9 protein-coding genes are annotated in these 13,380 nt (G+C 46.4%); 8 read left to right on the top strand and 1 reads right to left on the bottom strand.

Translation table 11 applies throughout. The features are described 5' to 3' along the window. Positions 1 to 146: 146 nt before the first annotated feature. The 7 genes from panB (at position 147) to DCMF_RS17380 (ending at position 10,069) form a co-directional block, all read left to right on the top strand. Positions 147 to 983: a 3-methyl-2-oxobutanoate hydroxymethyltransferase gene (gene panB / locus DCMF_RS17410; RefSeq protein WP_148135592.1), complete on the top strand. Its 837-nt coding sequence runs from the start codon at positions 147 to 149 to the stop codon at positions 981 to 983. Between the two features lie 44 nt (positions 984 to 1,027). Continuing rightward, on the top strand, positions 1,028 to 1,945 hold the full coding sequence (locus DCMF_RS17405) for a ketopantoate reductase family protein (RefSeq protein WP_214658696.1): 918 nt from the start codon (positions 1,028 to 1,030) through the stop codon (positions 1,943 to 1,945). A 335-nt stretch (positions 1,946 to 2,280) separates the two neighbouring features. After that, a complete protein-coding gene (locus tag DCMF_RS17400; protein ID WP_148135590.1) occupies positions 2,281 to 3,051 on the top strand; it encodes an IclR family transcriptional regulator in 771 nt (256 codons plus the stop codon). A 162-nt stretch (positions 3,052 to 3,213) separates the two neighbouring features. Next, entirely contained in the window at positions 3,214 to 4,377 is a 1,164-nt protein-coding gene (locus tag DCMF_RS17395; RefSeq protein ID WP_148135589.1) for a pyridoxal phosphate-dependent aminotransferase, read from the top strand. A gap of 123 nt (positions 4,378 to 4,500) precedes the next feature. Next, positions 4,501 to 5,937, top strand: a complete 1,437-nt coding sequence (locus tag DCMF_RS17390; protein ID WP_148135588.1) for a sodium:solute symporter family protein — start codon at positions 4,501 to 4,503, stop codon at positions 5,935 to 5,937. 149 nt (positions 5,938 to 6,086) lie between these two features. After that, positions 6,087 to 8,819 (top strand): FAD-binding oxidoreductase, encoded by a 2,733-nt coding sequence (locus DCMF_RS17385; protein WP_148135587.1) that lies wholly within the window; start codon positions 6,087 to 6,089, stop codon positions 8,817 to 8,819. Next, positions 8,816 to 10,069, top strand: a complete 1,254-nt coding sequence (locus DCMF_RS17380) for a (Fe-S)-binding protein (protein WP_148135586.1) — start codon at positions 8,816 to 8,818, stop codon at positions 10,067 to 10,069. Before DCMF_RS17385 ends, DCMF_RS17380 begins: the two co-directional genes overlap by 4 nt. On the opposite strand, the gene DCMF_RS17375 is transcribed toward DCMF_RS17380, so the two are convergent. Further along, the gene (locus DCMF_RS17375; protein WP_214658695.1) at positions 10,066 to 11,850 is read right to left on the bottom strand and encodes a sigma-54 interaction domain-containing protein; all 1,785 of its coding nucleotides are present in this window, start codon (positions 11,848 to 11,850) and stop codon (positions 10,066 to 10,068) included. The two genes, DCMF_RS17380 and DCMF_RS17375, sit on opposite strands and share 4 nt — an antisense overlap. A gap of 255 nt (positions 11,851 to 12,105) precedes the next feature. Here DCMF_RS17375 and DCMF_RS17370 point away from each other — a divergent pair, with 255 nt between their 5' ends. Next, a complete protein-coding gene (locus DCMF_RS17370; protein WP_148135584.1) occupies positions 12,106 to 13,344 on the top strand; it encodes an arginine deiminase in 1,239 nt (412 codons plus the stop codon). Positions 13,345 to 13,380 lie beyond the last annotated feature (36 nt).

The following is a 13,380-nucleotide window of genomic DNA, read 5'->3' as shown; positions in this document are numbered from 1 at the left end:
CAAATTTTTTAATTATTTCTCGCCCTGGTTTGGGCAGAATAAAAAGGAAAAAGAGCAAGAAACCTTAAAAAAACTTTGCAGGATTTACCACTTCTAAGCAGAAAGATATACCATAAATCAAGTTTAATTTTAAGGGATGTGGTGTTATGAAAAAACAGAAATTAACCATTCCGGCGATGCAAGAGATGAAACAAGCAGGCCGAAAGTTTGTCATGACTACCGCCTATGATTACCCGTCCGCAATTTTGGTTGATAAAACAGATATTGAGGCTATTCTCGTAGGAGATTCTTTGGGTATGACCATGCTGGGATACGACAGCACGGTTCCGGTGACCATGGAGGAGATGATTCATCACATCAAGCCGGTGGTAAAAGGTGCTCCCAACAGTTTCGTCGTGGGGGATTTACCCTTTGGCTCATACAATATCAGCATTGAGGACGCCATCAGGAATTCCACCAGGATCCTGAAGGAAGCCGGCGCCGATGCAGTAAAGCTGGAAGGGGGCGTTACCGTTGCTCCCACGGTAAAGGCGCTGGTAAATGCCGGGATTCCCGTGATGGCGCATATTGGTTTGACCCCCCAAACGGTCTCTCAGCTGGGCGGGTATAAGGTACAGGGCAGGGACAAGGAAAGCGCCCAAAGGTTGATCAACGATGCCATCGCTTTGGAAGAAGCGGGGGCTTTCAGCATTGTTCTGGAATGCGTGCCGGTGCGCGTAGCAAAAATGATCTCCGAAAAATTAACCATTCCCACCATCGGCATTGGCGCCGGGACCTATTGTGACGCCCAGGTGTTGGTATTCCACGATATTCTTGGCCTGTTTGAGCGCTTTACCCCCAAATTTGTCAAACGGTATGCCGATATCGGCAAAACGATTATTGATGCTTTATCAACTTATTCAAATGAGGTGAGGAGCGGAGAATTTCCCACGCCCCATCACAGTTTTGGCCTATCTGCAGAAGAAATTGAGAAAATGTATTAAAAATATACATAAGAGGAATGCATATGAGACGAGGAGACAAGACGATGAAAACCATAGTAGTCGGTGCCGGAGCAATGGGCAGCCTGGTAGGCGCCTTATTAGCCGAAAGCGGTAATGATGTAATACTTTATGATATTGCCAAGGAACAGGTGGATGCCATTAATGAGCATGGTTTGGTGATTGAACAGGGCGACGGTCGCCGCACGGTGAAAATGAAAGCGACCACAGATTTAAACCGGTTGGGCACAGCCGATTTGCTGGTCGTTTTAGTCAAGTCCTACGACACCGGGGCGGCGATTCTGGGGGTGAAGTCTTGTATTGATGCGCACACGAAAGTGTTGACTTTGCAAAACGGAGAAGGGAATATCGACGCCATCACCAAAGTGGTTCCTCCCCGGCAAGTATTGGCCGGAGTAACCTCTCACGGAGCGATGCTCTTGAGACCGGGCGTGATCCGCCATAATGGAGGAGCCCGGACCTTTATTGGTCCTGTGGACAAGGGGGATGATTCTTGGGCAAAAGAAATTGCCCAGCTGCTGAATGGGGCGGGCATGGACACAAGAGTTTTTTTGGATATCACAGGAACCATTTGGACCAAGCTGATCGCCAACGCCGCCATCAATCCTCTTACCGCCATTACCGGGCTGTGCAACGGGGCCCTTCTGGAAGATGAGAACTTATTAAAATTGATGGAGAGTATCCTGGAAGAGGGGAAAGCGGTAGCAGAAGCCCAGGGGATCAAGCTGTTCCGGGACGATATGTTTGAGTATACCAAGAGTGTCTGTGCGGCTACCCGGGAAAACAAGTCGTCCATGTTGATGGATGTGGTCAAAGGACGGCGTACGGAAATAGACGCCATTAACGGGATGGTGGCCATGCGGGGACAGAGATATCAGGTGCCCACTCCCGTCAATACCTGTATGACACGACTGGTACGTTCCCTGGAGAAGGGAAAGAGATAACCTGGAGCAAATATCCAGGTTCTTTTTTTGTCATGGTTGGCAAATTATTCTTAGCTCTAAGAATGGTTGTATGCTAAACCATGTGTTTTCTTTGCTAATTACTCGTGAAAGCAGGAACCCATCTTAAGATGTTCTTGCTCATATTTTTTTGTGGGGATCATTTGTTTCGGCATCGTTCTTGCAAAAATAAAAGTCTAAACATCCGTGCCATCAACAAGATAAAAGACTACGGGAAAATATGCCAAACCGGCAAGAAATTATTTGCAGTTTAGCATCATAGGTCATAAAATAAGGATGAAACAACGTTTCGCAAAACTAAAAGAGGGGTTTAATTAATGAAAAATGAAGCCGATTTAAATATTATTTCCATGGTTGACCGGGCGATTAAAGTAGTTCTAACTTTACATGATGCGCAGAATTCTTTAGGTGTCACCGAACTGTCTAATGAATTAGGATTGCCCAAAGCGATGGTATTTCGGGCCTTATATACTTTTGCCAAGTACGGCTTGGTGGAAAAAGACAAATTGACGGAAAAATATAGTTTGGGACCCAAATTTATTGAAATCGGGGAAAAAATTAAAAGACAAAATAGCTTAAATAAAATTGTCCTGCCTTTTATGCGGCAATTGGCAGGCGAAATAGGAGAATCCGTAAGTTTGGGCATCAAAAATGATCATCAAGTGCTGATTTTAGAATCAGTGGAAGGAGAATCCTCGGTATTAGTAGCAAAATTAAGTCCAGTGGCGCCGATTTACTGTTCTTCCATTGGCAAAGTTCTCATCAGTGCTGATCATGAAACCGACATTAAAGAGTATTTTGAGTCGGAGAAAAGAATGCCCAGGACGGTTAATACCATTGTAGATGTGGAACATTTTATGGCGGAAATCAAATCGGTCAAAGAAAACGGCATCGCATTTGACGATGAAGAATATGAATATGGGTTAACTTGTATGGGGGTGCCCATATTTAATCATAAAAGGGAAATTATTGGGGGAGTCAGTGTTTCGGCGCCGACAAGCAGGTTGAATATCAAAGGGAAAGAGAATATTGCCCAAAAGTTAAAAGAGACCGGTAATCTGATTAACCGGCAACCAATTTTTTTATAGACTATTTCTTCTTTTTTTAGGCAGGTTCTGAAACAATGTTTCATAGACATACAATTATAACAATTGATTTTGATCTGAAAATGAAAATTCTGCCGGGACCACAAGATTTTCCCTCAGGCACATGAAAACAAAAATTATGGTTCGGAAAAGGAGGAAAGAAACGTGAAACACAGGTTTATTGCAAAAAAATATTGGAATGAAATCTGCACCCCGATGACGGAATCTGCCTTTCTGGGAAAGGAGTATCCCGACCTGATTAACTTTTCGATTGGGGATCCCGATTTTACTACAGATGAAAGGATTATTAACGCTGCCTTTACCGATGCCAAAAACGGGCATACCCACTATACGGATTTATTCGGCGATCCGGAGCTGAGAGAAGAAATCTGCATGTATCATCATGATGTGTATCATTTCCAGGTGGGGCTGGATGAATGTTTAGTTACAACCAGCGGCAGTCAGGCCATGTTTCTGGCTTTAGAAGCTATTTTGGATGAGGGGGACGAGGTCATTGTCCCGGAGCCTTGTTTTACGCCCTATCCCTACCAAATTCGCATTTCGGGAGGGAAGCCGGTTGTTTTACCCACCCTTGAGGAGGATGGGTTTCAACCCGATATGGGGAGATTGAAATCCCTCCTGACCAATCGGACAAAAGCGATGATTATTAATACGCCTAATAATCCGACAGGAGTATGTTATTCTAGAGAGACGCTGGAAAGGATTGCCCAAGTTGCGATGGATCATGATTTGATGATCATTGCCGATGATATCTATCCCTTATTCAGCTATGCGGAACCCCATGTCCCGGTAGCGACCCTCGAGGGAATGCGGGAAAGAACCATTACCATCAGAAGCTTTTCCAAAGACTACGCCATGACCGGGTGGCGTGTCGGTTATACGCTGGCCCCGCCCTTTTTAACCAAGATGATGGAGGAAATCAATGAAAACAATGTATTCACCGCCCCTTCCATTTCCCAAAGAGCTGCTCTACATGGTTTGAGAATGCGCAACCTGGTTCAGCCCCCCCTGGTGGAAGAGTACCAGAAACGATCTTACTACGCTTATGAAAGGATTAAGAATATTCCGCGCATGTCGGTGCTCTTTCCCCAGGGTTCTATCTATTTGTTTGTCAATATTAAAAAGACAGGGTTAAACTCTCGAGAGGTTACCACCAAATTATTACACGAAGCCCACGTATTGGTCCTGCCGGGGTATGCTTTTGGGGCCAGTGGCGAAGGATACGTCCGCATCGCTCTTTCCGTGGGATTAGATAAGATGGGGGAAGCTTTTGACAGAATCAGCTTAATGGATATATTCTCCCATTAAATGCATCCGGTGAAAAGCAAAAGGGATCATGAGATAGAAAGGAAGGTGGGGAAGGGAATTTAGGCAATTATTTTTGGTCCGGTAACATGCCCAATAGTAAAGTTAAGAAAGGTGGGATGAACGATGACGATTCTGGATTTTATCATTATTGTACTGTACATGTTTATGATGTTTGGCCTCGGTTTGGTGGCGCGAACCAAAATTAAGAGTGTGGATGACTATTTGCTGGGGGGACACAGATTCAATACCTTTGCTCTGGTGGGTACGATTATGGCGACGCTGATCGGGGCCGGTTTAACCTTGGGGATCGCGGGTTCCGTTTATCAGCATGGAGCGGGGGTGATCTGGAATTACCTTGGCTTCGGGGTAGGGCTGGTGGTATTTGCCTTTATGGTGAAAAGGCTCCGGGGTACCGGAAAGCGCACGATGGCTGAAGTGATTGCCGGAGAATTCGGCAACCTGCCCCGCTTTTTTGTGGCCATTATTGTCGTGTTTTATTGCACAGGTATTGTCAGCCTCTGTGTAACCGGGATGGCCAGATTGCTTACCTACCTGGGGGAACCGCTGGGGATATCCATTACCACGGCGGTTGTCATTACCAGTATCATTACCACGATCTATACGGCCCTAGGGGGATTGTATTCGGTGGTCTGGACCGATGTCGTGCAGTTTGTGATTATGTTCCTGGTGGTGGTGGTGATCGGACCGATCATGGCCATCGCTACTGCCGGCGGTATCGGCACCATGCAAACGGCTCTGGCATCCCAGCATCTTTCCCTCTTTAATCCCTTTCAGGGCACTACTTTTACCTATGCCATCACTTCATTTTTACTTATTTTCCTGTCTGTACCCTCCGACCCGACAACTCCCCAGCGGGGCTTGGCCGCAAAAGACGTCAATACCGCCAAGAAAGCCTTTCTGTTCGTATCCATTCCGGTGGTGCTTTACGGCGTAGGCCTTCTTTTTATCGGCGCAGGGTCGATGACGGTGATGCCGGATCTTAAAGAAACATATGGAACCACAGAAGCGGCATTTCCCATATTTATCATGAAATACTATCCTACCGGTTTAGCCGGGTTTGGTATCGCCGGCTTAATTGCCGCCATTATGTCGACCATCAGCGCGATGCTTCTGGTCGGGGCCAGCCACCTGGTCTATGATATAGGACAATGTTTGTTTCCCCAGACCAAAGACGAGACCTTCAATAAAATTTTGCCCTGGGCGGTGATTGTCATCGGCGTGATCGTTACATATGCTGCCCTGCAGATTGAGTCCTTGCTGAATGTGATGTATTTCGTCTTCTCTTTGATTGGCTCGGCCCTGATGTGGCCTTTTATCTTTACTTTATACTGGAAAGGAGCGACGAAATGGGGGATTACGGCAGGTGTTGTCCTTGGGGCCATTTCTTGTCTCTACATGCAGATCCGAGGTATTTTGGGACCCGGCGGTGACCCGGTTTACTTGAGTATGGCCATTTCTGTAGCAAGCATCGTAATCGGCTCCCTCCGGGATCCCAACAAGAGGGTGAGACAATTACAGGATGCTCAAGAAGGCATCTAGACGCATAGCTGTCTGATCACCAATCAAAGAATGCGTGAGGATCGTGGGCTATTTTTCCTCCCGCATTCTTTTTTCAAATCAAGTTATTGTCCGAATAAAGTTTTTTAGAAATCTCATGGAAGCGACTTCTTCTGAAATGAGGGCTTAGATTGAAAGGAAAAACTTTTGATGGGGTACTTAAAAAGCTTCAAGCCGTGGTAGGTAAACAAAATGTGTTAAATAACAGAATAGATTTGCTCACATACAGTTATGCCGAGCATCTAAGGGGGATCAATCCGCTGGCCGTCATTTTCTTGCAAAACACGTTCCAAGTTTCCCAGGTGCTAAAGATTCTAAATCAATGGCAAATACCCTCTATTCCCCGGGGAGCCGGTACGAACCTTTGTGGGGGTACCATTCCTTTAGATGAAGCGGTGGTTCTGGAATTTGCGAGAATGGATCAAATTTTGGAACTGGATATCCTCAACCGGTATATTGCGGTCCAGCCCGGCGTTACCAATATCGCCGTGCAAAAGGCGCTGGAGCCTTTTGGCTATTTTTTTGCCCCTGACCCGGCCAGTATGCAGGTTTCCACCATAGGCGGCAACATTGCCGAGAATGCCGGGGGAATGAGATGTGTCAAGTATGGCGTCACCAGTGAAAACGTACTGGGACTGGAAATGGTGTTAAGCGACGGGCAAGTCTTTTTAGCCAACGGCCCCTTGGAAAGTGCTTTCGCATATAACTTTACGGGTCTGATGCATGGTTCGGAGGGGACCTTTGGGGTCATTACCAAAGCCTGGCTCCGCATTTTGAAAGCGCCGGAAACCGTAAAAACTCTTCTCGCGGTTTTTCCCACCGTGGACCATGCCGCCGCCACCGTATCCCAAATTATGGCCCGGGGAATTATTCCCCGGACCTTAGAAATGATTGACCAGCCCGTGATCCAAGCGGTTGAAGAACGGTTTAAACTGGGCTATCCGGCCCAGGCCCGGGCGGCGCTGCTAATTGAAGTTGATGGTTTTACCGACGATTTAGCAGGAGAAGTACCAAGCATAATGGCGATTTGTCAGAAAAACCGGGCCGGATTAATCCAAAATGCCCAGTCCGAAGCAGAAAAACAGCTTCTTTGGACGGGGCGGTTAGCCGGCATTAACTGTCTTACCACCAAAAAACCGGCCTATGCGCAGGAGGATATTGCCGTTCCCAGGGCTCAGCTTCCGGAGATGCTGAAGGCTCTGGAACAAACCGCCTGCAAACATTTTTTAACCATTGGTACGGTCTGTCACGCCGGCGACGGGAATTCTCATCCCGCTATTTTCTACGATGACAAAGATGGGGAAGAAAGCAGGAGAGTGGGGATGGCCTTTGAGGAAATTATGAAAGAAGCGATCAGGCTGGGGGGAACCATCACCGGGGAACATGGCGTAGGGGTGGAAAAATTAAAAGGATTAGGGCTGCTTTTTTCTCCCCATGAACTGGTTTTTATGAAAAAAGTGAAAGCAGCTTTTGATCCGGCAGGATTGCTGAATCCGGGAAAGGCCCTTCCGGATCATGCGGGCGATAGACCGGCTTTTGAAAGAAAGGGGCAAAAGGAAGATAGAGCCCAATTTTTACTGGAATTAAACCAATTGAGTCCCGTGCCCGGGTATTATCTGGCAGAGAGGGAGCTGATACCCTATGGTTATAACGGTCAAAGACCTTGGTGTGTTGTAAAAATACAGAATGTGGAAGGGCTACAGCAGGTGATTCAGTTGGCGGACCGCTTTAATATCCCGTTGGTTCCCAGGGGACAAGGAACAAAAATAAGGGAAACAGTTGGGAATCTACTCTGCCTTGATCTAAGCGGGTTAAATCGGATTCTGGACATCGATGCGGATAATCTGACCGCTACGGTGGAGGCAGGAGTTGGGCTGGAGGACTTACAGACGATTTTAGGCAATCAAGGGCTGCTCTTACCGGTTGACCCTCTGGAAACCGGTACGCCAACGATGGGGGGAATTGTAGCGGCAAATAGCACGGGCAGTCTAAGGGCGAAGTACCATACTTTGGAGAATCTAGTGCTGGGCATAGAAGTTGTGGATGCGGAAGGCCAAATAATAAAATATGGCGGTAAAACCATGAAGAATGTAGCCGGATATGATTTGCGCAAACTTTTCATAGGCTCCTGGGGCAAGATGGGGGTGATCACGAAAATCACGCTGAAATTGTATCCTTTGCCGGAAAGGGCGGTCTACCGCACCTATCGGGCGAAAAATTTCCGTGATTTTATGAACTTTATTGTTCAGGTGCAAAAAGCGGATTTGTCACCGCTTAGTTTTGATCTGATGGTGCAAAAGGGGAAATTTTACAGCAATATTGGCCTGGGCGGGCCTCAGCAGGCAGTAGACAGGCAGAGGGAAGCAATAAATCAATTGGCTGAGAAAAACGGCATGGAGCTTGTTCAGGAAATGGAGGATACAAAGTTACGTTATGGCAAAACCTTTTTTACCGACTATTTCAAACCGGGGATATCTCAGCTCAATCAATATGTGATCAGAAGCAGGATCCGGTTTACGGACATTCCCGCCTGGATGGAGGATATTTTGAAAATGGATCCGGAAGAGAAGGTGGGAATTTACGGACATATTTCGCAAGGAATTATGTATGCTACGATTCCCCATCCTGAGCCGGAAGCAGCCCCGGCAAGGTCGGAAGAAATCCTGGAAATCCTGAAGAATTTTTCCCATTCCTTCGGATATGGCAGTCACACAGTAGAGGGGAAGGACCTTTATTTTTGGGCCGGTGGGAAAGAATTCAAGGAACAACCGGGAGAAAACTTTCTCTGGAGACGATTAAAAGAAACATTAGACCCCAAGCATCTTTTTCATCCTGACCAAGTTCCGGGAGGGATAAAATCATGAACAATTTAGAGAGTTTAGCCGAGGCTTTGGCAAAGTGCAGCAAATGCGGCGACTGCCAGGCGGTATGCCCCATCTATAGAGAAACTAAAAAAGAAGGTTCGGTGGCCAGGGGAAGAAATGCCTTGTTAAGGTTTGCCATGGAAGAGGAAATACCCTTTAATGGGGATTTCAAAGAAACCTTGTACGAATGTTTATTATGCGGACGCTGTGCGGAAAATTGTTCCGCCGGTGTGCCGACGCCGGATATTTTACTGGCGGCCCGGGAAAATCTGGCCCAGAAGGATCTGCCTTGGGGACAAAAACTGATCTTTCATCATCTGATCCCTTTTCCTAAACGGTTGATGCTCACGAATCGCTTATTAAAGATTTATCAAAACACCGGACTGCGCTATCTGCTTAAAAAAAGCGGCCTGATCGGGGTATTGGGACCCTTAGCGAAATCGGAAGATGTCATTCCCGGGATCCCTCCTACTTTTCGGGATGCTCAGGCCCGTTTAAAGGAGAATCCTCTTCAGCCTACCTGCCGGGTGGGATATTTTTTAGGCTGTGGGACAAACCTGTTAAAGCCTGCCCAAGGGATAGCCGCTGTAAATACGCTGCGGCAAATGGGGTGCCGGGTGGAAATACCGGAAGTTTTTTGCTGCGGGTTGCCCGCTGTTACCTACGGCCAGGGTGAAGCAGCCAGGGAATTGGCCAGAAGAAATATGGACCTGCTTCAGAAGGGTAACTACGATTACATTGTATCCGACTGTGCCAGCTGTACCAGTATGGTGCAGGATTATCAAAAACTTTTTCCCCCCCAGGACCCTTATGCCGCCACAGCTAAACAAATGGCGGCAAAAATAGTTGATTATGCCCAACTGCTGCTAAAACTCGATCCCTGGAAAAGTTTATCCGGTGATGGGCAAAAGGTTACTTATCATGTGCCCTGCCATTTAGCGCGGGACCTAAAGGCTGGAGAAGAGCCAAAAGAAGTATTAAAAAAAATCACAGGGATCAAATATGTGGAATTACCGGAAGCCGATGTATGCTGCGGTGCCGGGGGATCCTATTTTGTCACCCATCCGGAACTGGCTGAATCTATACTCTCGCGGAAGATGGAGCAGATCAGGACCACAGGGGCCAATCAGGTCGTAACCAGCTGTCCCGTCTGCCTCATGCAGCTGGAGCATGGGGCCAGGATCTTTCATGTTCCTGTTAAAGCCAGGCATTTGGCGGAAATTGTTCAGGAAGCCTGGAGGCTTTATTAATCGGCGATCAGGTGATATTTGCGTAATTTCCGGTAAAGGCTGGACAGGCTGATACCCATATTTTGGGCAATTTGTTTTTTTGCTTGGAGGGAACTGCCCATGTGATCCAAAGCCTCCAAAAGAATTTGTTTTTCGCTCATTTCTAATTTTTGTTTCATATTTTCGCCATAAGCAGAGATAATATCAACTGTATTGAAAAGCCAGGAAGGTAGGGTGTCTTTCGTGATATGGCTTCCGTTGGGGCAAAAATTAATGGCATATTCAATGGCGTTTTCCAGTTCTCTCACGTTGCCGGGCCATTTATATTTTAATAGGATATTTAAGGCTCCCTTGGATAAGCCTTGAATATTCTTATTTAAGATGGAGGCATATTTTTGGCAAAGATATTCTATTAAAACCGGGATGTCTTCGCTGCGTTCTCTCAGCGGTGGAATGGTCAGGGGGATGACATTTAAACGATAGTATAGATCTTCACGGAATTGTTTTTTGGCGATTTGCTCCGTAAGATTCTGATGCGTGGCTGCAATGATTCTCACATCGACGGGAATATTTTTGGTACCGCCTACTTTTTCGATATTTTTTTCCTGCAGCACCCGGAGGATCTTTATTTGCAGGTGTAAAGGCATGTCTCCGATTTCGTCCAGGAAAATAGTGCCCCCATGCGCCAGTTCAAATTTACCCAGTTTTCCTTCATTTTTCGCTCCGGTAAAGGCACCTCGTTCATAGCCGAAAAGCTCGCTTTCCAACAGAGAATCCGGTATGGCACTGCAGTTGATGGCGACAAAAGGCTCCTTGGACCGGTGACTGGCACTGTGAACGGCCCGGGCAAAAAGTTCTTTTCCGGTGCCGCTTTCTCCTGTAATCAAAATCGTAGATGCGCTTTGGGCAACTTCCAAAGCAAGGCGTTTGGTTTTTTTAATAATGGCGCTAGTGCCGATGATATTGTCGAAGGCCGTGACATCCTCCCGGTTGGAAAGCCGGTAGGCGACCCGGAAGATTTTTTCTTCCTCCGAAAAGGATTCTACGGCACCAAGAATTTTTTTATTACTAGTGACGATGGTGGCATTGGAAATTAAATTGATGCCGTCGCCATTGGTATGTGTGCAGGGAATTTTTTCATCATAAAAGGATTTGCATTCCAATAAAGCCTTATTGAGCAAGGAATTAGGCAAAACGGTCGAGATATTATGGCCAATGGCCTCGTGCTTGGAAAGACCGAATACTCTTTCTGCTGTTTGATTGAAACAGGTGATGAGACCATTTTCATCACAGGAAATAATACCTTCATTGACAGAATTGATAATCGCCTCCAGGTATTCATTGGCCCGGGATAATTCGTTCATCGTCATCACCTGCTGTAGTTTGGTTGCCAATAGATCGGCCATTTTGGCCACAAAATCAATAAAACTGTTTTGATTGGCCACCAAGAGGTTTTTTTGGTGTTCGTTAAAACTGACGAGGCTGATCACGCCATGACATTTTTCGTTTACGTCAATGGGATAATAAATGCCTCCGGTAAAAATGCATTCGTCTTTTTCCGGACAGGGCTGACAGAGTTTGTTTTTGCCGGGATTGGTGATGACAAAGGGACGATTGTGTTTAATCACCCATTGGGTAATAAAGGAGTCGGTTCGTTTGGTAAGCAGAAAGCCTCTTACCCGTCCGGTAGCGCCCATAATTTTACACGTATCATCAATAATTTCCGTTTCTACATTCAGGGCGGCGGCAATCACCTCGGCGATACTCTGGGCGTCTTTTTGGATTTGATAAAGTTCTCCCATTTGATCCCCTCCGAAACGGTGTTTCACATTTGTCATGAGTGAAAAATTCGTCTTAGAATTGAGAACTCCTGCCGGTTTTGGGGTTGATATTTTTGAAATTCATATGTGCGATCTAAAACGATCCCTTTAAAATAGCAGGATTGCTCCGGCTTCGTGGTCAAAGTAAAAAAGCGGAAGGGTCTTTTCCTTTTCGGCATGGTTTTTGCATCAACAAAAATAAAGGCTTGACTGGATTGATGAAAGGAGGCAAGCAAGATGGCTGCGGGGAAACAACAATCTTTTTTGGATGTCACCTCGGAAATAGGAAAGCTTCAGGCGGTTCTTTTGCATAAACCCGGAAAGGAACTGGAAAAGCTTACGCCCAAGCATTTAACAGAACTGTTGTTTGATGATATTCCTTGGCTGAAAAAAATGAGGAAAGAGCATGACGAGTTTGCCGATACGCTCCGTCAAATGGGCACCACCATCTACTATGTGGATGATTTGCTGAAGCAGGTTCTGGAGAATGATGAGGTGAAAAAGCTTTTTATCCAGGAAGTGCTGCACGGTGACCAGATCATTTCCCCCGAACTGAATCAAGCATTGTTTTCTTATCTGGCTGAAAAGACGCCTGAGGAAGTAGCGGAAATTGCCGTGGCGGGTTTATACAAAAAGGATTTGCCAGATGAAAAAAAGCCCCGTACTTTGGCAGATTACGTCTATCGTGACCGTCCCCAATATATTAACGCCATTCCCAATCTTTATTTTATGCGTGACCCGGCCGCAGTGATCGGAAACGGCATCAGTATCAATTCCATGCGCACGGAAGCCCGAAAACGAGAACCGATGATTATTCGCTATCTTTATGATTACCATCCCCTTTTCAAAAAAGAATGCTCCCCCATGTGGTACAACTGTTCCATGCCCCATAGTATCGAAGGGGGCGACATCCTGGTCTTAAGCAAAGAAGTAATTGCCATCGGATCCGGAGAAAGAACATCCCCCTACGCGATTGAACTCATCGCCAAAAAATTATTTGCCGATGAACATCCCCTGAAAGAAATTTTAGTGGTGCATATCCCGGAAATAAGAGAATTTATGCATCTTGACACGGTGTTAACGATGATTGACAGGGATAAATTTACTATTTATCCGGGAATCCGGGATAAGGTTCATGTCTATAAACTGTCCCGGCAGGGGAAAGACAATTTTAAGGTTAGTGCGGAAAATAACCTGATTAAGTCGCTGAAAAAAAGTTTGAAGCTCCCTGCCCTTGATCTGATCCAGACCGGGGGAGAGGATGATGTTACGGCTGCCAGAGAGCAGTGGAATGACGGAACCAATACCCTGGCCATCGCGCCGGGAGTGGTCATGACGTACAGCAGAAATGAAGTGTCAAACGAGGCTTTGCGGAAGCACGGCATTGATGTGGTGGAGATAGAAGGTTCGGAATTGGTTCGGGGCCGGGGCGGACCTAGATGTATGAGTATGCCGTTGGTACGGGAAAAACTGTAAAATCCCTTTTCCGTTTATACCGATGCCCGCATGCTG

The sequence above is a fragment of the Candidatus Formimonas warabiya genome (genome assembly GCF_002777255.1).
GTDB lineage: Bacteria > Bacillota > Dehalobacteriia > Dehalobacteriales > Dehalobacteriaceae > Formimonas > Formimonas warabiya.
This window is presented reverse-complemented; position numbering and strand designations above follow the sequence as displayed.

Excerpts from the sequence above, each read along its gene's own strand:
- DCMF_RS17370 (WP_148135584.1), top strand. The coding sequence starts at position 12,106 with ATGGCTGCGGGGAAACAACAATCTTTTTTGGATGTCACCTCGGAAATA.
- DCMF_RS17390 (WP_148135588.1), top strand. The coding sequence starts at position 4,501 with ATGACGATTCTGGATTTTATCATTATTGTACTGTACATGTTTATGATG.
- DCMF_RS17380 (WP_148135586.1), top strand. The coding sequence starts at position 8,816 with ATGAACAATTTAGAGAGTTTAGCCGAGGCTTTGGCAAAGTGCAGCAAA.
- DCMF_RS17405 (WP_214658696.1), top strand. The coding sequence starts at position 1,028 with ATGAAAACCATAGTAGTCGGTGCCGGAGCAATGGGCAGCCTGGTAGGC.
- DCMF_RS17400 (WP_148135590.1), top strand. The coding sequence starts at position 2,281 with ATGAAAAATGAAGCCGATTTAAATATTATTTCCATGGTTGACCGGGCG.
- DCMF_RS17375 (WP_214658695.1), bottom strand. The coding sequence starts at position 11,850 with ATGGGAGAACTTTATCAAATCCAAAAAGACGCCCAGAGTATCGCCGAG.
- panB (WP_148135592.1), top strand. The coding sequence starts at position 147 with ATGAAAAAACAGAAATTAACCATTCCGGCGATGCAAGAGATGAAACAA.